Raw genomic sequence first — 20,450 nt, forward strand, 5'->3', positions numbered from 1 at the left:
TACGGAGACCGGAGACCGGAGACCGGAGACCGGAGACCGGAGACCGGAGACCGGAGACCGGAGACCGGAGACCGGAGACCGGAGACCGGAGACCGGAGACCGGACCCGTCTTCGGGCTTTCCCCGGAGTGGCTGTTGGCGGATGGCACCCCGGTCGCGGACGTGCTGGCGCTGTCGCACCCCGAACAGATCGAGCGGTTGCGTAACGCCTGCCCGGAAGCGGCCCCGACAGCGGTACTCGCGGGAGATCCCTGCTTCGACCGGATGCTGGCAGCACGCCCGTATCGGGAGCGCTTCCGTAGAGCGTTGGGCGTGAAGCGCGGGCAGCGGCTCGTGTTGTTGAATTCGACGTGGAACCCGGAGTCACTGTTCGGGGATGGCGGCGACGAGGACGTACTGCCGTTTCTGCTGCCGAAGCTGACCGCCGAACTCGCTGCGGACGAGCACCGGATCGCAGCCATACTGCACCCCAATATTTGGCATGGCCATGGCCCTGGACAAATCCGGTCATGGCTGGACAGAGCGCAACGCAGCGGCCTTACGCTGGTGGATCCTCTGGAGGGGTGGCAGCAGGCATTGCTGGCAGCGGACGTCGTGGTGGGGGACTTCGGATCGGTCTCGTACTATGCCGCCGCCCTCGGCACCCCCACCTTGCTCGGAGCCGCACCGCTGGCAGGTCTGGCCGCCGATTCGCCGGTAGCCGACTTCGTACGAAGGGCACCACGACTGGACCCGCACGCGCCATTGCGACCGCAGATGGAAGCGGTGCTGGCCACGCACCAACTCATGAGCGGCCCTGCCGAGTTCACGACCTCCGCCCCGGGTGAGGCAGCGGCCCGTCTGCGCCGCGTCTTCTACGACGTCATGGGGATACCCGAGCCCACGGCGCCGGCGCTGCTCGACCCACTGCCGCTGCCCTCGTACGACCCACCGGTGCGCACTTCTCCGCTGCGGGTGCTGACGAGTGTGCTGGGCGCGACCGAGGTATCGGTCACCCGCTACGCCGATCCGCGCCATGAACCGCAGGGCCCGGGCGAAGCTCACACGGCGGTGCACGAGGACACCCTCGACCCCGGTCTCCTTGCCATCGCCGATGTGATCTTCAGGTACGGCTCACCCGACGACCCGAGGCTCGGCCCGCCCGAGTACTGGACCGCAGAGGTGCTGGAACGCCACCCGGGCTGCGCACTCGCCGCGTACGTCACGGCCGCCGGCGGTTGCGTGGTGCGGACCAGGGACGGAGCGCTCCTGCGTCTCGACGCCGACCCGCAGGCAGCCGACCCGGCCGCATACGCCTCCGCGTTGCATGCCTGGCTGGCCCTCGGCAAGGACCCCGCAGACCTGACAGACGGTCTGACGGTGTGGACCGGACAGACCGCCCACCAGGTGTCGGTCACTCAGGCCGGCCCCGGTCCCCGCTGACACAGCGCTCACGCAGGGCCCGGAGGTGGTTGACGTGATAGTGGGCGTTCTCGCCCGCGAGCGCGTCGATCGCCTCGTCGATCAGCGGCAGCGCCTCTGACTGCCGCCCGGCACGCATGTATGTGTCCGCCAGATCGGTGAGCGTACGGGCGGTGTTGTAGGGCTCCTTCTCGCGGAAGAACGCGAGAGCCTCCACCAGCAACTCCTCGGCCTCATCAAGGAGATGGAGACCGTTCAGCGCGCGCCCCCGGTGACGCTTCAGAAGAGCACGGGCACGGGGCTTGTCACCGTAGCCGTCGTCTCCGGGACCGATACGCTGCCATATGCCGTCCGCCTCGACGAACAGGTCGTGGGCGTCCTGGAAGCTCCACTGCCCCAGCCGTACAAGGCCCAGCGTCTCGATGGCGGTGGCCAGGCCGCGCAGATGCCCTGCCTGTCGCTCGGCCGCCGCAGCCGCCTCCGCGTGGATCTTCGCCTCGTCGAATTGCCGCGACTCGATCAGGGCCATCGCCTGCAGGGTGTGCATGCGTCCCGCCATCCGGGTGCCGGGACAGACGTCGTCAGCGACCTTCGTGCCCACTCGAAGGGCCGGCAGGATCTCTTCGTGGCGTCCGTCCTTGAGCTGCAGGGCCCACAGGGCTTCGCACAGCTGACACGCGGTATCGCCGAGACGGTACTCCTCAGCAGCGAATACCGCCTGAACGAGATTGCCCAGCTCGACGCCGAGGGCGGCGATCGCCTGGCCCTTGGACGCGTGGGGGCCAGGGGGCAGCACGGTGAACAGAGGGCCCACGTGCCAGCGTTCCGGCAGGGCGGCGCGGTCGGCCTGCACCGCGAACGGCAACAGCAACTCCACCGCGCGCACCACGGCCCGGGAGCAGGCGGGGATGCCGTCCTCGCGCGCGGCGGCCTGCTCGGCGTGCCGACGTACGGCGGGACGGAAGCGGTAGCGGCCGGTGTCGGTCTCCTCCATCAGCCCCTTCTCTACGAACTCGGCGAGCAGACGGGCCGCCTCGGCCTCCTCGACCTCGGCCATGGCCCCTGCCACAGCCGGGCTGAGCGCCGGCCACGGCCACAGTGCCGAAAGCCGGTACAGCCGGGCGGCAGTCGGCCCGAGCGTGCGGTACTGCTCCTGCGCGGCGGCGTAGGCGGGCTCGTTCCCGGGCATGGTGGGGATCTCTTCCTCTCCCAGGCGCGCTTCCAGCAGCGACGCGAAGGTCCTCAATGCGTACGGAGACCCGCCGCATTGGGCGAGCACCTGCGGCAATATGGCGCGGGCGCGGGCCTCCTGGACGGTCCGCTTGCCCGCGACTTCGGTGAGTAACTCGACGGCGTACCTCTCGGGCAGCGGCACCACCTCGATCGGTTCGGCGTCCACATGGGGAAGACGGCGATGGGCGACGATGATGGTGAAGACTTCCGGCGCCGAGGTGAGTAGAGGCGTCACCTGCGCGGCGGTCTGAACGTGGTCGAGAACGATGAGCAGCCGCCGGTCCGCGACAAGCCGGCGGAAGAGATGCATCCGCTCCTCCAACCCCGGCGGGATGTCCTCCGAGTCCAGTCCGAGGCTGCGAAGGGATTGTCGGAGGGCCATGGCAGGATCCGGCACCCGGGCCAGATCCACGTACAGTTGCCCGTCCGGATACCGCTGCAGCTCGCGCCAGCCCCATCGCAGAGCGAGGGATGTGCCGCCCATCCCCTCAGGCCCGTACAGATGAACCCTTCGAGCACGTCCGTCGAACTTGCGGGACGCCTCGCGCGTAAGCTGCCGCATCTGCTTGTCGCGATCAACGAAGCCCCGGAGGCCGTCGGGCAGTTGCGGAGAATTACGGATGCGCACCTGGACCAACGCCCTGCTGACCACCGCTTCCACCTCGGCCAGCCCCCGGGCGTGCTCCGGATCGCGCAACGCTCCTTCGTACAACAGCCGGGCCAGTCCCTCCCATTCGGCGGGCCGCTCGGGGGCCGGAACCTCCCGCCCCGCGATCCGACGTGCCAACCCGCCGATCATCAGGGCTACGTTCTTTCCCGCCTCGTTACCCACCCCCGCAGCCACGGTCCCCAGCATTGCCGTAACCGTCGCCAGCGATATGAGCTCCAGCATCCTGCGCTTCCCCGTTCCCACGCGCCGCCCACCGGGCGATCACACGCCTCGGCCTGGAAACCAACCGTAGCCGGGGGACCATGCATGGCGCGCGCATCGCCTCGGTTAAGGCCGTGTCCTACGAGGCGAGTTGGGCAGGGGAACAAATGTGAGTAGACGCTGCAGTTGGATCCTGCAGGACGGATTGCGGGAGCCCGTGCGGCCTCTCCTTCGGCCGCACGGGTGAGTTCGCAGGGCGGCGGGATACAGAACACACAGAATCCCGTCTCAGCAAAGGGCCGCCCCTCGTGTGCGAGACGGCCTTGCTCGTACAACCCACCGATTGGTACGCATCGTGTCATCCAGCCCCAGACGACGCGGCAGCCTCCGGGCTTGAGCTCCTCCGCAACCGCAGCTGACTGACGGCCTCGGCGTCGGACCGGTCAGGACGCGTCCTCGTCGCTCTCCTCAGTTGTCTCGGTCTCGAAGCTGACGCCTCGGTACTCCGGATGGTTACGGTCGACCGCGCCAGCAACGTGGAGGGGGACCGGATGGCGGGTGCGGGCGTCCCAGGCTAGGGACTGGTGGCAGAGTGCGGCGGCTAGCGCGGCCAGGTCCTGTGGTTGGTGGCCGTCCGGCCGAGGCACAGTGATCTGGGTCGCGGTGAAGCTGTGCCAGTCCTTACGGAGCAGAGCCTTTTGAAGCTCTTCGGGGATGGTGAAGCGGGTGCATGTGCTGCCGTTGATACTGGTCTGGCCGAAACCGTCGTAGGTGCGCGACTTCTGGGCGAGATACCAACTGGTGACCTTGGTGTCCGCCGTAGTGCGCTCGTGGAGCCAGTCATCGGGAGCTGCGGGCCGCTCTGGGTCGCGGCGGCGGGCGTCGGAGCGATCGACTGGGGTGGGGACCTCGCCGTACGAGGTGTTGATACTGACGACGGCGATCGGGCGGCCGTCGTCGTCAAGGCCGTCTCCTGGGAAGGGGCCGTTGCCGAGCTGGGCGTGCTGCAACCCAGGCCAGATGGTCCGGCAGGCTTCCGTGTCCACGAAGATGACGAGTGGGGTCTGGGCCGGCAGGATGCGCAGTGCCGCCTTGATGTGCTCGCGGACCAGCCCTGCGCCCTCCTTGTGGCGGGCGTGTCCTTCCACACCGATCGGTCCCGCGCCGAAGGCGGACTCCCCTTGCGGAAGGGGCTGCCAGGAGTGCGTGTGACGGTTGTACATCTCCATGCGCCAGGGCTGCTGCGGATCCGGGTGTGTATGGAGGGCTGTGAGGACTTCGACCATCTGGGTCTTGTTGGCGGCTCCGAATGTCTTGGTACTGACACGCTGTTGGCGTAGGTGCAGGCCGACAAGGATCGCGGGGCGGTCCAAGGTGACTCCGGGGGCGAGTCGTCCATCGACCGCTCCGAGGCGCAGGAACAGATCGCGGAGTCCGTTGATAGCCGGGTAGTCCACCCGAGGACGGGTTCGCTTGGGCTTTTCGCCCTTGTCCTCAACGGCCGGTTCACCGTCGACGCTTCCGGCCTGCGCCAGGAGTTCGAGTTCGGCCTCCAGCGCCTGGAGGGCCAGGTCCTGTGTTGCCTCGGCCGCGTCTTCGAGCTTGGGGGGCTTGGGCCGAGCACGCTGGGCGATGAACTGGGAAACCATGCCACGCCGGTGGAAGTGCCTGCGGAGGTCACGTTTCGGGTCGTAGCGGTCCGGGGTCTGACCCCGGCGAGGGGTGCGCTTCCTTGGATTCCAGATCGTCTCGACCCATACGCCGGTCAGGGCGGTGCCGACCAGGTCGGAGAGGAAGGCCAGTTCCAGGTCCCAGTCGACGGGGGTGGGAGAGACCAGCGCCGGCATGCGGTGGAGGCGGACGCGCAGCCGTTCGGTGAGTTGGTGATCGCGGTTGTCGTCCCAGTCCGCTGCCTGCGCCGGCTCTTCAAGGTAGGGGGTCAGGGCGGTGATCATACGTTCGCGGGTGTACTCGTCGTCGTAGAGGGCGAGGATGCGAACCTGGTCGTGGCCTGTCCCGCTCAGTGCCTGGTCAAGGTCCTCCCGTACGACCGGCCCCTTCGTGGTGCGCGTCACCTCGACATCGGTGCGCTCGTACGCGACCTGTTCAAGGCCGAGCTTGGCGGCTGCCTTCTTGATGTGGTTGGCGAGATAGAGGTTGAAGCGGGTTCCGGTGCCCTTGCCGAGCGGATGCTCGGTCGGGCCGGGGACCAGAGCGCGTACCGGGCCGTCCATGGTGGCCAGCGTCTCGTTGGTGCCGAGGTCGATGGCCTCAAGCTTGCAGGCTTCTACGACCTGTGCGGCGAAGTTGCGCGTGTAGGGCTCCCAGCCCTCACCGGTGCGGCGGTGGCCGACGGGCAGGCGCAGCACGGTGTCCTTGCCGCGGGCGACGAACGCGGTGCGCGTGCTGGCCCAGTGGGTGGCGAGCCTGCTGAAGGTCGGCAGGACGTGGATCCCGATCCGGGATTCACCGGGCAGGGTGATGACTCGGAAGTCGAGTTTGTGCATGGCGTAGCCGACCCTCGCCGGCCTCTCCGTCTTGCCTTCCAGGATGTGGTTCCAGGCGAGCAGGCTGCCCTTGGTGTCCATGAGCCAGTTCAGGCGCTGTCCGCCGCTCGGAGCTGAAGCACCGGGAAGGTTAAGCGGGGTCTTGGCGACGGTCGCGGCGAAGTTCCATGCCGCGACCTTGTAGAACCACTGCGGTGCGCGGGGCCGTCCCGAGTCCGCGTTTTCCACAAAGGACCCGAGCGCGCGCTCGTACTTCTCGGACTGGGCCAGGAGGGGACCGAGGGCGTTGTCGTCCGCTCCGCCTCGGATGTGCCGTTCCCAGCTGCGCACAGCCCGGGTGAGAAGGCGAGGTTCGATGGGGGCGGTGGTGACTAGGACCGCGGGGACGGCGAGATCGTCCTCGGGCGGGTCGAGGGTGTCCGGCATGATGACGACCGGCTGGTTGGTCACGGCGGACAGCGCCGTGGCGAGGCCGGCGTAGGCGGGGCGCAGGGGCTTGGCATTGTCGCTGTCGCGGAAGCGGGGCAGTTCGCTCCAGGCCTGAGCGAAGTCCTCACTCAGCGGGTAGAACACCGCAGAGCCGAGACGCTCGGGATCCAGGAGGTAGGCCAGGGTGGTCAGCATGCGGTGTCCAGGGAGTCGCGAGTGGCGGTGTGGTTGTCGGCGAAGGTGAAGAACGCCCGGAGGGCGGCACCGTTGGTGCTGAGGAGGACGTCGAGTTCGCCGGTGCGAGCCCAGTCGGCACGGAGCTGGCGAATGAGGCTGGGCAGGTCGGAGTTGCCCTTGGGATCGAGGAACGCATAGTCGACGAGCCGGAGCCGCCCGGGGGTGCCACCGCGTCGGGCGCGGCCCACCAGCTGAATGATGGAGGCGATGAGTTCGGCGGCGATTGCCTTCTTGGCGCGATGCGGCAGCGCGCTGAAGTAGCGTCGGCTGCTCAACAGCTCGTCGAAATACGTCCCGGCGGTCTTCTTGGACCGGTCTAGTTCGATCCAAGGGTGGGCGTGGACGCGCCGATCGTCCAGCGCCCGGGCCCCTACGTGGGCCAGCAGCTCGTCCGGGTCGTCGACGATGGACATGGGGCGCACGGCGAGCCAGATGGAACCGATGCGGGAGCGGCGTTGGCCGGGCGAGAGGATGTTGAGGCTGCGTTCGGCACGCTTGAGCGGGGCGATGAGGATACGGGCGTGGGCGCGGGCGCCGAAGTCCTCGAGCTGGTCTCCGGCGATCTCGATCCACGGCCGGTCGTCGGCCTCCGGCCCGTCCGTCGTCCCTGCGTCCGCGTCGGGCCGCACCGCGACCGCGATCAGGCCCGGTGGTGCGCCGGCTGCACGCATGCCTTCGGCCAGGTCACGGCAGCTCTGGTAGGACGTCGTGGCGAGCAGGATCGCATCCTGAATGCCAGGCATGTTCTCTGCTGCGAGGACTTCCAGTTCGCGCGACAGCTCGCTCCACAGTTTCATGCCGAGTTGTCTGGTGGCTTCGCGCCTCTGCTTGCCGGACAGCCCCGAGATCCGGATCAGCTCACCTTCCAGGCCGGGGATGGGACGGGCGTCGATGGTTACCTCGGAGCCCTCGTCCGGGACGACGAACATGGGCCGGGCGTGAATATGGTGCCGATGCGCCCCCGGCATGTAGGCGGTCGCCGACAGTCCGAGCACCACCCGCCGGTGCCCCGCCTGAGCCAGAGCGGTGATCTGTCCGAGGGATGTGATGTAGCTGTGGGGGTCGCCGCCGAAGGCGGCAGCGCTGAGCTTGGTGTCCTGGGGAGACTTGGGACTGTGGTCTTCGGTGAAGGCGAACACCAGTCGCCCGAGCGGGCCGTGCGGGATCGCGCGCCAGCTCTCGTAGCCGCCTACAGCCTGAGCGATCTCCTCTGCCGCCGGCACCCCGGCGAGCTTGAGCTGCGGGGCGTCGTGAACGAATCCGTACAACATCGTCCTGAGCGGCACGAGGAACATCCTGCGTACCAGCCGGTCGATGACTGCGGCACGGGTCTTCGTCACGGGAACCCAGGGGACGAGCATCTCGAACAGCTCGCCGCGTACGTGCTCCAGGACTCCGGCAGCGTCGCTGGTGGCCGTGATTTCCCGGATCGCCCGCGCGAACTCCCGCACATGCTCGGGCAGCAGATACGACGCGATCTTGCGATCGCAGACGGCTTCCAGGAGTGCTGCCGCGCCCGGGCTCGGCAGTGGATCAGGTTCGGCGGACACCTGAGTGGAATCGTTCACGAAAAAGGCCGCCAGATGCCTGGTCAGCCAGCCGTCCCAACGCTGCGGCACGATCCAACGTCTGCTCCCCTCGCTCTTACGACGCTTGTGGCCCGGCTCGTCGGGGAGTTGGTCGCTGAGAGTCAGATCGCCTCGGGACAGGTGCATCGTGTAGGTCTCGGCCAAGCGCCTGCACTCCGACACGTTCGAGCGCGTCCGTTCTTCAAGGGCCGCCGGCAGACGACCGAAGGCACTGACGAGCTGCGTGTCCACATCGATCAGCGGACGGTCGTGTCCGCGATCTCCCCATGCCAGGGTCAGCCCGCGCCCGGATCGGTCCATCACCGTCGACTGGAAGGCGTCGAGTTCGTCGATGAGGACGACCTGGCAGCGGCCCATGATGAACTGCTCCACGCTGACCTTCTCGTCCACCGTCCCGTCGTCCAGTTCCAGTGGGATGTGCATCCGGCCCGCGTAGAGGTTGGCATGCGTGGTGACGATGATCCGGGCCGAGCATGCCTGGCGGGCCAGCCGGAACTTGCCACAGTCCTGTTTGAAGGGGCAGACCTTCGGGGCCGGCATGCTCCGGTACGGTTCGCCCCGTTCCGGACGCACCGGGGTCAGCCTGGTACACGGTTCCCCGCCGGGTACCCAGGTGTCGACTGCCTCGTCAACCGAGGCCAGGGCGGGCAGTTGGCAGGAGTATCCGATCCGGGCGAACACCCAGTCGACGTACTCGGGATTCTCCGACCCCTTGACCGCTCGTTCCAGCTCCCGCATGAGGCTGTTCGGCGACATCAGCGGGACCACCACCTCCGAGGGGTCCACCCCAAGTCGCTCCCGGGTGTCCAACTTCTTCAAGTCCTGCTCGATGGCATGAGCGAGCTTCAAGGCGTTGGCGTTGGTGTCAACGACCAGGGCGACGGTGTGCCCCTCCTGCACCGCCCAGGATCCGTAGCTCCGGAGCATGACGCTCTTACCTGAGCCCGTGGGCGCGCTCAGGACTCGTGTCGTGCCCGCGGGCAGCCTCAGCGCCTTTCCGACGGCTTCGCCCCGCCCGGTCCGCATCTTTTTGAAGAAGGGGACGAGGGTCTCAACACGGAACGCCTTGCCTGGCGGTTCATCAAGCTGCGCGTTCAGGTCCAGAAAGTCCTCGACCTTGAGCACTGCTTCCACAAGCTCGGGAGCGGTACGCAGACGCTCGGTCCGTGGCGGCGGCGGGGCGTGGTGTTCATCGAAGGTGTAGTAGGCGAGGACCGGGGCGCTCTGGCGTCCCGCCATCGGCACACGCAGCGTGTGGGTGTACTCCCCCGGCTTCGCGACTGGGCTGGTGACCAGCTGCGAGGCCCGGATGTCGTCCAGTTCGGTCAGGAGCCGGTCGGCGCAATCGCGAGGGTCGAGGCCGTGGTGGGCGCCCACCTGTTCCTCGTCGTCGAGCAGCCGGAATCCTGGGATGTCACCCCTCAGGAAGTAGTCGCCCGCGTGATTGCGGAACGCGGTCTCGTTGGCAAGTTCGTTGGTCCGGTGGCGCAACAACCGACTGAGCCGGTGCTGGTCCTCCAGCGAAAGGCTGGCGTACTGGTCCCAGGCGTCGAACTTCCCGGTGAGCAGGAACTGAGCAGCGGTCAAAGAAGTCCCCGATCGGCCCTCCGCGGGGAAGTACACCTGTGCGCAGACACAGGCACAGGCGATCACGCGGGGCAGGAGCCTGGACTCACGCTCGCTGAGAACGTGCACGTCGGTCACAGGGCCCGCCTCGCCTCGGACAGCTTCTTCTTCACGATCCGGTTCACGTCCTCGACCCTCAGCACCGTGTAGTCGGGCAGGAGGTCCTGCAGCTCCTGGCGCTGCGCGATGCCCCGATGGTCCGGGAGGACGATGGTCTTCGCGGCGAGCGGCTTCCTGGCGATCTCGTCGGCCAGTGCGCTGGCACTGGCGACGTCCTTGAGGTCGACCGCCAGCGTCCACTGCAGCGACTCGATGGCGAACTTCAGGTCGTAGGCGTCCTGGTGCGGCCACAAGCTGACATCCAGGAGCGGCTTGCCGTGCCACTTTTTGTAAAGCGCGAGCTCGTCGACGCCAGGGACGACGATGTACCGCCAAACCGGCAACTCCACGCACACCGTCCGCCGGCCACCGTCGGTGCGCAGCAACCGAGCCGCAGGCTGGCGGCCTACTGTGTCATCACGCGGTCGGAGCTTGGGCGGCCGGCCGTCCTCCAGGCTGCGGATGCCGTACTCGGCGTTGTGCGCCCGATAACTGCAGCGCACCGTCACTCCGCTGACTCGCATGGGCCAGCGGCACGTTGGACACGGCCACCAGTGACGCCCCTGATGGACGCGGTCCGGCGGGAGCGGCGCATAGCGGACCGGAGGCTGGATCCCGGCGTCGCTGCACTGGTCGGCGATCGTCTCCAGTTCGCCGGCCGGATACTCGATCACGTACCGTCGGCGGGCCACGTAGTCCGCGTCGCTCGCACCGGTCTTGATCTTCAGGAACGCCTCGTTCTGCACGATCTCCTGCTGGAGCCAGGTCCAACTTGGCATCCATCCCCGCCCGCGGTCACCCTTTTCCAGCAGCGAGACGATCGCCGAGCACCCGTCGGAGTAGACGTCGTCACTGAGTTCGTCCCATTCCAGGACCGTCAGCCACCCCAGAGGATCGTCCTCGAACACCTCAGGGGCGATCTGCCGCAAGGGGTACCGCGACAGCTGGTCGACGAGTTCAGTCGGCGTCAGCGCGGTCCGGCCAGGGCCGAGAAGCGAGTTGACCACACCGGCCATGCTCATGATTTCGCGCCAGGCCCGCGGTTCGTCACGGCGGACCGTCCAGGCGTAACCGATACGGATGGCAGCACTGACCAGGGTGGTGCGGCGTCGGCTCAAGACAGCATCAAGCACCGTCACTCCTCCATCTCACTTTACTGAGTGTCCTTGACAGAGAGTTTTGTGTGGCAGGAATGATGCCTGGGTCCATCGGGGCACGACAACAAGCACGCGAAGCAGGCGTGTCGCTGAAAATTCATCCTTAATCAGGGCATTCATTAGATTTCCGGGATGAGTAACCCAGAGCTGGAGTGTTCGATCGTGCGAGCGTCTGTCGGCGTCGACTGCACCGTTTCACCCGACGCCGAGAGCCGCCTTGGCACCTGGCGAGGTAACCGTGCCCACCAGTCAGTGCAGAACTGATCGAGCTGACATCTGATTCAGGTAACGGACGGGCTGGATCAAGACAGAATCGCCCAACTTGGCATACCGGCTTGTGACTTCAGAGGTCTGCACCCGATGCTGCTGAGGTTCGGAGAAGCAGAAGGCGTCCGGCCATGGCGTCGTGCCATGGCGGCTTCTGACTCGCGGACCCTGGAGTTCCCGTGGACACCCTTGTCCTGCGGGCCGACTTGGCGTTCTCGCCTTTGTCGGCACGCCCTTCAGAGCCACCTCGGCTCACCCCTCGCCCCATGTGCGCGAGCGACCGGAGCACCTGCCGGAGCAGGTCCTCCCGTGATCTTCCTTCTTCGTCGGTAGGACGCACCCAATCCGACGGGAAGTCGCAGTGACCACACCTCCGTTCCAGCCGAGCGTCACCCAGCAGACGGTGCTCGTCGAGCACCTCGTCAACGCGGTGGTGAGCGACGCGACCGGAGAGGCCCAGGGCGACATCTGCCTGGGCGAGCCTCCGAGCGCCCGCTACTTCATGGAGAGTCTCGGCCCACACACCGTCGAACCAGGTGGTGTCGCCCCGAGGTACGGCCGCACCACTCCGGACAGCCTCGGATTCGAGTTCGAAGCCGAGAACGCCAGCTCCATCACCGTCAAGGCCCGTGCGTCGTTCTACTACGCGGCCCTTCCAACCCGCGCCCAACAGCGTGAGTGGGCCGGGGAGCGCGAGGAGTCCTACCGGCTTGCACCGCTGTTCCGGCGCCTGGGCGTGACGGTCGGGCCGGTCGAGATTGTCGTCGGGCACGAGACCGGGCTCCGCCAGACCCTGGAACGCGAGTTCCGGCACGCCTTCGACGAGGCGGTCCAGCTCGCTCTCCGGGACCCGCGGATCGACCGCCGTGCCGGGAACGACCGCAGGGAGCGGTTGGTACCTCCTGCAGCGATGACGGACGACACGGCATTCGAGCAGTGGCTGGCCCAGGAGGTTGGTGGGAACGCGGTCGTCCCGTCCCCCGCCGCACATGTCGTGGTCACGTCGAGGCTCGTGGCATCCGGAAGGCTCCGGGTGACCGTGACGCTGCAGAACCTTGCAACCGACCCCGTGGTGACTGTCCAGGGTCGCGGCAGTAACGCCGGCCGTACCCGTCGGGACGAGGCGAGGGACAACGCACTCTTCCGCGCGGGGCTGGAGGTCGAGGGCGACCGCCTGCTGCCCATCGTGATGGACCTCGGCGCCGATGCCTACCGATACTCCGGTGAGCTGGGAGCGTACGCCAACAACTGTGGCGTCGAACCCCGGTGGCACGATGGCCGACTTGTGGCGGTGCGCAGCGTACCGGTGCCACAGCACGACACACACCGCGCCGTGCCACGGACCGACGAGCGCTGGGGGTACACGACGCTCGCCTCCGACCCCCTCCCGGTTCTGGACGATCTCGCGGACGAGATGGAGGCATACCTGAAAACCCCCGCCTGGAGCACCACGGATCTCCAGGACAGGCCCGAGCTGGCCCACCGGAAGGACGCCGACCGGAGGGCCGCAGCCTTGGAGGTGGCACGCTTCCGCGACGGCGTCGGCTGGCTGCGACGGGACAGGCGTCTGCTGACGGCCTTCCAACTCGCGAACGAGTCCATGGTGGAACTCAACCAGCGCCAGAAGCGGCCGAGTCGGGGGTGGCGCCTGTTCCAACTCGTGGCCATCGTCAGCCAGCTCGGCGCGCTGGCCTGGCGAGAACATCCGGAGCACCTCTTCGCCCCGGGGCTCTGGGGCGACGACGAGGGCGTAGACCCGACCGAGGCAGCAACCGTCGTCTGGTACCCCACCGGGGGCGGCAAGACCGAGGCCTACCTCGGCCTGGTCCTGGTGTGCATGTTCTACGACCGGGCCAGGGGCAAGAAGGTCGGCGTCTCCGCCTGGTGTCGCTTCCCGCTCAGGCTGCTGACGCTGCAGCAGACCCAGCGGCAGCTCGACGCAGTTGCTGCGGCAGACACTGTCCGGAGCCGGAACGCCGAACGGCTCAGGGAGGCCGGCGGCGACCCGGGGTGGCCCTTCTTCATCGGCTTCTACGCCGGTGGCGGCAACACGCCCAACTCGCTGCTCTCCGACGGCATGCTCGACCGACTCCGGTCCAGCGAGGAGGCACGGCACACGTACCGGCTCGTCCACGACTGTCCATACTGTGGGGAACGGTCCATCCGCATCCCGGAACCCGACCCGTCGCGACTCCGCCTCGAACACGTGTGCAGCAACGAGGCGTGCGGGAAGACCCTTCCGATCGTCGTCGTGGACACGGAGATCTATCGCTACCTGCCCACGGTGGTGGTCGGAACGCTGGACAAGCTCGCCAACATCGGGCTGTCGGACCGATTCGGCGCGCTCCTGGGCGACGTCGACTGCTGGTGTGCCCCACACGGATTCGGCCGGGGCGGGAAGTGCCACGAACGTCACGCGCCAGGCCACGCGAAAACCACCCCCCGCCGTCTGGACACCCCTCTCTACGACCCCTCTCCCTCGTTGGAGATCATCGACGAGCTGCACATGGTCAACGAGGAACTCGGAGCGTTCTCGGGGCACTACGAGGGCCTGCTCGCCGAGGTCCAGCGCACCCTGTCCTCCCGGCAGCGCTCCGACGGGAGGGGGGTCAGGATGAAGGTGGTCGCGACCACCGCGACCATCCGCGGCGAGGACCGCCAGAGCGAGCACCTCTTCGGTCTGAGGTCTGTGGTGGTTCCGCTTCCCGGGCCGAACCTGGACGAGAGTTTCTACTGGCGGCTCGACCGGAGCCTCCCCCTGCGCCGCTTCGTCGGAGTCATGCCGACGCGTGGAACGGCAGAGATGACGCTGGTCAGGATACTGACGTCTGCTCACCGGGCGCTGTGGAAGCTCGACCGGCGCCAGGACCTGCCCGCAGCTGTCTCCGGCTGGCCCGACGACGAACTGCACGCGGTCGTGGACCTCTACCGTACGAGCCTCACCTACGCCACCACGCTCGTCGACTTCGGCCGTATCCGACGTTCACTGGACACCCAGGTCAACGAGGTCCTGCGTAGGGAGGGGTTCCCGGATCTCCGTGTGGCCGAGCTCAAGGGCGAGACGCGCTTGGACGAGGTGCGCGGAGTCCTGGACGACCTGGGCAGTACCAACGGCAACACGGGCATGGTCGTGGCGACGAGCATGGTCAGCCACGGCGTTGACGTGGACCGGCTGAACCTCATGTTGTTCAACGGGATGCCCAGGTCCATGGCCGAGTACATCCAGGCCTCGTCCCGCGTGGGCCGCGCCTACCACGGCCTCGTGTTCATGCTCTTCAACCCGGTGCGGGAACGGGACCGCTCGCACTACCGCTACCACGGCAAGTTCCACGAGTACCTGGACCGGATGGTTGAGCCGGTGGCCATCAACCGCTGGAGCCGTTTCGCGGTACGCAGGACCCTCCCGGGCATCCTCATGGGCCACCTGCTCCAGATCGCCAACCACGACTGGTGGCAGGAGGGCAACGCGCCCGGCCACCTCCACGATCTCTCGAAGATGCAGGCGGCCCTCCGTGACCCCGTCGGCGGGGGACTGGAAACGGTGCAGCTCACCCAGCTGTTGGAGGCGCTACACACGGTCTTCCAGTCCGAGCGTCCCGAGGGGGAGGAACTCCGACGCGACCTCGTGGACATGGTGGAGCATGCGCTGGCCAACCTGCGGTCGGCCGGTGCGTCCGCCGGTCTCGCCGGCGGGAACAGCCGTGGGTACCGCGCTACGGGCGACTACCTCGGCCTCGAGCACCGGCCCATGACCAGTCTCCGGGACGTCTCCGAAGGCATCCCGTTCCACGTCGTGTCCGATGGCAGGAGGTCGTGATGGCGTTCAACCCCAGGAATGACGACATGGCCCGTGGTCGCGGCCAGGTTCTCTACCGGTACCGTCCCGGGCAGACGTTCGATCACCGGGGCGGGTACACGGCTCAGGTGGTCCAGTTCGGGCGTGACGAGGAGTTCGACGGCCCCTCGCTCGACCGCGAGCACCTGGTCCAGGAGGCCACGAGGTTCGTACGCAGGTGGCGGGCCGCCGGCCGCGCGCTCGCCGGCGGAGCAGACCGGGCACCGGAGTTCCCCGGAGACGAGGACCGACTCGCGGCGCGCCACTACGAGGTCGTCGTCCCCGGCAAGGTCTTCTGCCGGGTCTGGCCCCGAGTTGTACGGTGCTCCAGTGGTGAGTGCGGCCACGTCTGGACGGCCACCGACCCCCGGCCCGGAACCGACGACTGGCCTCCGGCATGTCCCGCCTGCGGCAACGGTGTCGGAAACCGGCAGCTCCAGTTCGTCTTCGCCCATCGGTGCGGGGAGATGTCACCCATGCACCCCCCACACAAGTGTCCGCGGGGCCACGCTCGGTTCAAACTCGACGACCGCGCCAGTCGGTTCCGTGACTTCCGATGGGAGTGCATAAGCTGCGGCTTCCACCTCCCCGTGCAGCGGAGCTGCGTCAACTCCTCGTGCAGTTACCCGGACAAGTACATGAGCCCCCTGCTCCACACCGCGGGGACCGCTCACGTAGGCCAAGGCCTGACGCTTGTGAACGTGACCACGACCGAGGAGGCCACGCGTCAGAGCAACCCCCTCTACACCGCCGCGGTACTCGGCTGGTGGCTCGGGGAGATCACCGAGGACGAGTTCCGCCGACTCACCGACGGACACACGGTCGACGTCCCCGACGAGGTCGTCGAGAGCATCCGTGTGATGGAGGAGGCGGGACTGCACGACCAGGCACGGGCACTCCGATCACGGTTCATGCCGGTCGAGGTGGACCACCTGCGGGACCGGGTGGGCAAAGCTCTCGGTCTCGACACCGAGGGTGATGACGCGCGCGGGCTCGCGGCCGAGCTGCACACCTACCGGCGGGTCCTCAACCTGGAACGCCTGAGCGTTCCCCGTCTCCAGCGGGAGGCCAGGAACTCCACCCGTCGCGCACTCTACGAGCGGTACCCCGGGGTCCTCACCGCTGCCGGCCTGAGTCAGGACACATGCCTGGTGAGCGATCTCCCGATCACCTACCTTGCGATCGGCTACAGCCGAACCGGGTTCAGCCCCGAGGAGGCGGACCTCGTGCCCTACCGGGGGCGTGCCTCGCGGGGCGCACCCGAGAGGACCCTGCTGTACGCCCACCCCACCCAGGCGGAGGCGTTGCTCTTCCCGGTGGACAGGCAGCGGGTGAGCCGGTGGCTCGTCCGCAACGAACTCGTCAGCCGCAGCGCTCTCGAGGACGCCGGCGGTGTCGCCCAGTGGCTGGTGCACCAGCTCGGTCCGAGCAACGGTGAGGCCCTCTCCCACGAGACCCGCCCGGCACCGGGACATCCCGATCTTCCGGTCCACGAGCTGTTCGGTCTGCTCCACTCCCTGTCCCACCAACTGCTCCGAGCCCTCGCGGTGGACAGCGGCTACAGCGAGACGAGCCTGTCCGAGTACCTCTTCCCGTACGACCTGGCTTTCGCCATCTACCCCAACGGCGGGAGCGAGTTCAGCCTCGGCGCCATGCGGACCGTACTCGAGCAGAACCTGGACGCGGTTGTGAGCCGGGCCGTCGACAACGACTCCTGCCTGTACGACCCCAACTGCATGATCACCAACGAGGGCGCGGACCACGGTTGCCTCCAGCTTCCCGAGACCGCGTGCCAGTCCTGGAACCGGAACCTCTCCCGCTGGCACCTGTTCGGTTCTCCTGACGGTTCGAGAGTCGGGTACTGGGATCCGACCCTGTGAAACACCGGTGGGGAGGGCCCTGCTCCTGGTCTCTCCCCACCACCGGCCCTGTCGCGGGTCACAGGGCCTGTCAACGGTCGATCGTGGACGAGTGGGAGTCGCGTGTGAAACCCGAGTTGGACCTTCTGGACGCTATCTCCAGCGCTCGTGACCAAGTCCGTGCGCACCGGGCCTGGCGTTCCGGACCTGAGCGGATCTACGACCTGCTCCGGACAGCGACCAGGCTGCGGGCGATGGAGATCACCGCAGGGGTGACATCCGACCTGCCCTGGGAAAGCGTCCTCGCCCAACTCGTCGTCTGGCACCACGAGTTCCCCGTCGGCACGGGTCCGTGCCCGGAAGCCGACGCAACCGAGATCACTCTCGCCGCTGCCGCCGCCCAACACCTCGATCTGCTCGAGACCGGTGTGCGGACCGGCGCCTACCAGGTACGTCTGACCGGGAACGACTTCCGGGTGCGTCACCGCTGGAACGCGTCGGTCGAGGTCGCAGACATGATCCTCACAGAACGCGCCGTTCCCACCCACCTACCGGACCTGTCCGACGTGGAGCGCCGGTGGATCTCCACCAGACCTGTGAACTCCCGGACGGGACCGCCCCCGGAGGTCCTGCGGGCCGCCGTCGACCGCGCCTCGGAGACGATCGAGGCGTATCGGCAGGCGGTGCCCGAGGGGCAGGTTCCTGACTCGTTTCCGCTTGGCGAGGGGATGACCGCCGGGGACATGATCCGCGTCCTGGCCGTGGTCATGGGTCTCGCCTCGCTGTGTGAGGAGACAGCGCACCGTCTCTCCAGACTCGAGACAACCCTCGCCCATATGCCGGTCACGCGGTTGATGGACGTTCTGGCCGAGATGTGCCCGGCCGTGTCCGAGCCCCACCGGGCCCTGGTGGTGGAGAGGCTCACCTACCGGGCCGGGCGTTCGTCCAGGACCTCCCCGCTGGTACGGCACGGCGACTCCCTGATCATCTGTCCGCCCTTGGTCACCCCCAGGGCCGTGGACTCGATCATGCTTCGTTCCGCTGCCTACGACCCGCGAGGTTTCGGTCGAATCGGACGCGAACAGGGCGAGCGCGCGACGGCGTGGGCCGACTGGCTGCGCGCCACCCCGGGCGCCCTGGTCGCCGAGCGAGTCCCTGCGGTAAGGACCGACGGCCGGTCCGCTGGCGACCTTGACGTGGTCGTCGTGGACCCGGCCAAGCGTGTCGGTCTGTGCCTCGAGATCAAGTGGCCGATCGAGGCGCTGTCGCTGCCCGAGGTCGTGAAGGTGGAGAACTGGGTCACCTCCGCGGCCCGGCAGCTGGACCGCCTGAGGGGAGAGCTTCGGGAGGGCGAAGCGACGGCCCGTCTGCCGCACGGCTGGCCGACGTTCGGTGCGGTCGACTGGACCTGGTGCGTCGGCACCCCGCAACAGCTCTCCCTGCGTCCCCTTCCCGTGCCGGAAATGCACGCCACCTCCCTCCGGTACGTGCAGGCCCTGGGAACGCCACCCGACCTAGACGCGCTCGTGGGAGTACTGGTGAGGCCCGACCTACCGACCGAGGGGGTGCACTTCGACGTGGCGAAGAGGTCCTTCCCCGTGGGGCGTCGCCGGGTACGCCTGGATACGCTCGGACTGTCCGTGGACCTTTGGCACCCTCGGTTCCGGTAGGACTGCGGTCCGGTTTCCGATAAGTACATCGGATTCGCTAGGATCGCTCGGGGGCAGCATGCGAATGCTGTGTGCGATGTGAGCGAGACATCGGCTGACTGATCGCGAGCCCGTCACATCCCAACTCACGGGACCGGCAGCCACGAAGTGACCGCCTGCCGAAGGACCCGGTTCGGAGCGTGCTGGTGGAGTTCGACGTCGCAGCTCCCGACCCCGCAGGCATGGTCGCGTCCCTGAGCTCCCTCGGTTACTCGCTTCCGGCGGCCATCGCAGACCTGATCGACAACAGCATCTCCGCCGACGCGCAGAACATCGACGTCGACTTCACCTGGGCCGGCCGGGACTCGTGGGTCTCGGTGGTCGACGACGGTACCGGCATGACCGAGAAGAACCTGATCATCGCGATGACCGTTGCGGCCCGTGGTCCCGGAACGCCGCGTACCTCGACGGACCTCGGACGCTTCGGAGTGGGCCTGAAGTCCGCGTCGTTCTCTCAGGCCCGTCAGCTGACCGTCGCCACCGCCACCGACGGCACATGGCACACACGTACCTGGGACCTCGACGTCGTGGAGAAGTTCGGGGAGTGGAGGCTTCTGCGGGGTGCAGGCCCGGAGACCACCGCGCTGGTGGAGACGCTCGTTGCCGACAGGACCCATGGAACGGTGGTCCTCTGGAGACAACTCACCGGCTACCGCTCCGACGAGGTCGCCGAGGACGACGAGAAGACGCAGCAGCAGTTCTACGCGGAAGCCGAGCGCACAGGTACCCACCTCGGCATGGTGTTCGCCCGCTTCCTCACCGGCGCCTCACGTCGGCAACTGCGCCTCTCGAACAGTCCGGTGGAACCCTGGGATCCCTTCCTCGCCTCCCACCCCTCCGTGCAGCGGCTTCCGGCGGAGGACCTTCCACTCGCAGACGGTTCCGTACGGGTGGAGCCGTACGTCCTGCCGAACGCACAGCGCCTGTCGGTCTCCGCCTACCAGGCGGCAGCGGGTCCTCAGGGGTGGCTCGGCCAGCAGGGCTTCTACGTCTATCGACGGGACCGTCTGATTCTGGCCGGGGACTGGCTGGGTATCCGCGGGCTGCGACGTGAGGAGAAGTTCAGCCTCGCGCGCATCGCGGTGGACATCCCCGCCGAGAGTGACGCGGACTGGGCCGTGGACGTCCGGAAGGCCAGCGTCGTACCGCCGGTGGCCCTCCGGGGGCACCTTCGGCGGATCGCCATGCACGCACGAGGCCAGGCAGCGGACGCGCTGCGGCACCGGGGACGCATCGCCGCACGCCGGTACGGGGATCCTCTCCGGTACGTCTGGACCGTCCGCAGGGATGACGGCAGGATCAGTTGCAGGATCAACAGGAGTCATCCGCTCGTCCAGGAGGCCCTCAAGGGCGGCCAGGGGGACGGTACCCGCCTGCGCGCGCTCCTCCGTCTTCTGGAGGAGACCGTTCCCGTGACCGCGCTGCGGGTTCTGCACGAGACGGACTCCCTCGACGACCCCGAGCCCTTCGGCGGGCCGGGGCCTTCGGACGAGCAGACACTCGAAGTGGCACAGCAGGTCTTCGAAGTCATGCTGGGCCAGGGCCGGACGGCGGAGGAGGCGCGAGCCCAGCTCAGGCTGATGCCACCCTTCGACCAGAAGCAGGGGTTCTGGAACGAGTGACCGCACTGTC

9 protein-coding genes are annotated in these 20,450 nt (G+C 67.8%); 5 read left to right on the top strand and 4 right to left on the bottom strand.

Going from position 1 to position 20,450, the window contains the following annotated elements; all coding sequences use genetic code 11:
• The first annotated feature begins 134 nt into the window (after positions 1-134).
• Positions 135-1,421: a hypothetical protein gene (locus AB0903_RS24555; RefSeq protein ID WP_366706191.1), complete on the top strand. Its 1,287-nt coding sequence runs from the start codon at positions 135-137 to the stop codon at positions 1,419-1,421.
• Here the strand turns inward: AB0903_RS24555 and AB0903_RS24560 are convergent.
• The 4 genes from AB0903_RS24560 to AB0903_RS24575 all read right to left on the bottom strand — a co-directional run bounded on the left by AB0903_RS24560 (position 1,393) and on the right by AB0903_RS24575 (position 11,124).
• Positions 1,393-3,525, bottom strand: a complete 2,133-nt coding sequence (locus AB0903_RS24560; RefSeq protein ID WP_366706193.1) for a tetratricopeptide repeat protein — start codon at positions 3,523-3,525, stop codon at positions 1,393-1,395. The genes AB0903_RS24555 and AB0903_RS24560 overlap by 29 nt on opposite strands.
• 422 nt (positions 3,526-3,947) lie before the next feature.
• Positions 3,948-6,635: an RNaseH domain-containing protein gene (locus tag AB0903_RS24565; protein ID WP_366706195.1), complete on the bottom strand. Its 2,688-nt coding sequence runs from the start codon at positions 6,633-6,635 to the stop codon at positions 3,948-3,950.
• Entirely contained in the window at positions 6,629-9,970 is a 3,342-nt protein-coding gene (locus AB0903_RS24570) for a hypothetical protein (protein WP_366706197.1), read from the bottom strand. The genes AB0903_RS24565 and AB0903_RS24570 overlap by 7 nt, the downstream gene beginning before the upstream one ends.
• Positions 9,967-11,124, bottom strand: coding sequence for a hypothetical protein (locus AB0903_RS24575; protein ID WP_366706199.1), 1,158 nt, complete (start codon positions 11,122-11,124; stop codon positions 9,967-9,969). Before AB0903_RS24575 ends, AB0903_RS24570 begins: the two co-directional genes overlap by 4 nt.
• A 652-nt stretch (positions 11,125-11,776) precedes the next feature.
• Between AB0903_RS24575 and AB0903_RS24580 the strand changes: the two genes are divergently transcribed.
• The 4 genes from AB0903_RS24580 to AB0903_RS24595 all read left to right on the top strand — a co-directional run bounded on the left by AB0903_RS24580 (position 11,777) and on the right by AB0903_RS24595 (position 20,440).
• Positions 11,777-15,232 carry a helicase-related protein gene (locus AB0903_RS24580; RefSeq protein ID WP_366706201.1) on the top strand — a complete coding sequence of 1,152 codons (3,456 nt, stop codon included), beginning with the start codon at positions 11,777-11,779 and terminating at the stop codon, positions 15,230-15,232.
• Positions 15,232-17,130: a hypothetical protein gene (locus AB0903_RS24585; protein ID WP_366706203.1), complete on the top strand. Its 1,899-nt coding sequence runs from the start codon at positions 15,232-15,234 to the stop codon at positions 17,128-17,130. The genes AB0903_RS24580 and AB0903_RS24585 overlap by 1 nt, the downstream gene beginning before the upstream one ends.
• Positions 17,131-17,363: 233 nt before the next feature.
• On the top strand, positions 17,364-18,779 hold the full coding sequence (locus AB0903_RS24590; RefSeq protein ID WP_366706205.1) for a hypothetical protein: 1,416 nt from the start codon (positions 17,364-17,366) through the stop codon (positions 18,777-18,779).
• 179 nt (positions 18,780-18,958) lie between these two features.
• Complete coding sequence (locus tag AB0903_RS24595) at positions 18,959-20,440, top strand: ATP-binding protein (RefSeq protein ID WP_366706207.1); 1,482 nt, start codon at positions 18,959-18,961, stop codon at positions 20,438-20,440.
• Positions 20,441-20,450: the final 10 nt, after the last annotated feature.

It is taken from the genome of Streptomyces sp. NPDC048389 (genome assembly GCF_040706335.1).
Classification (GTDB): Bacteria; Actinomycetota; Actinomycetes; order Streptomycetales; family Streptomycetaceae; genus Streptomyces.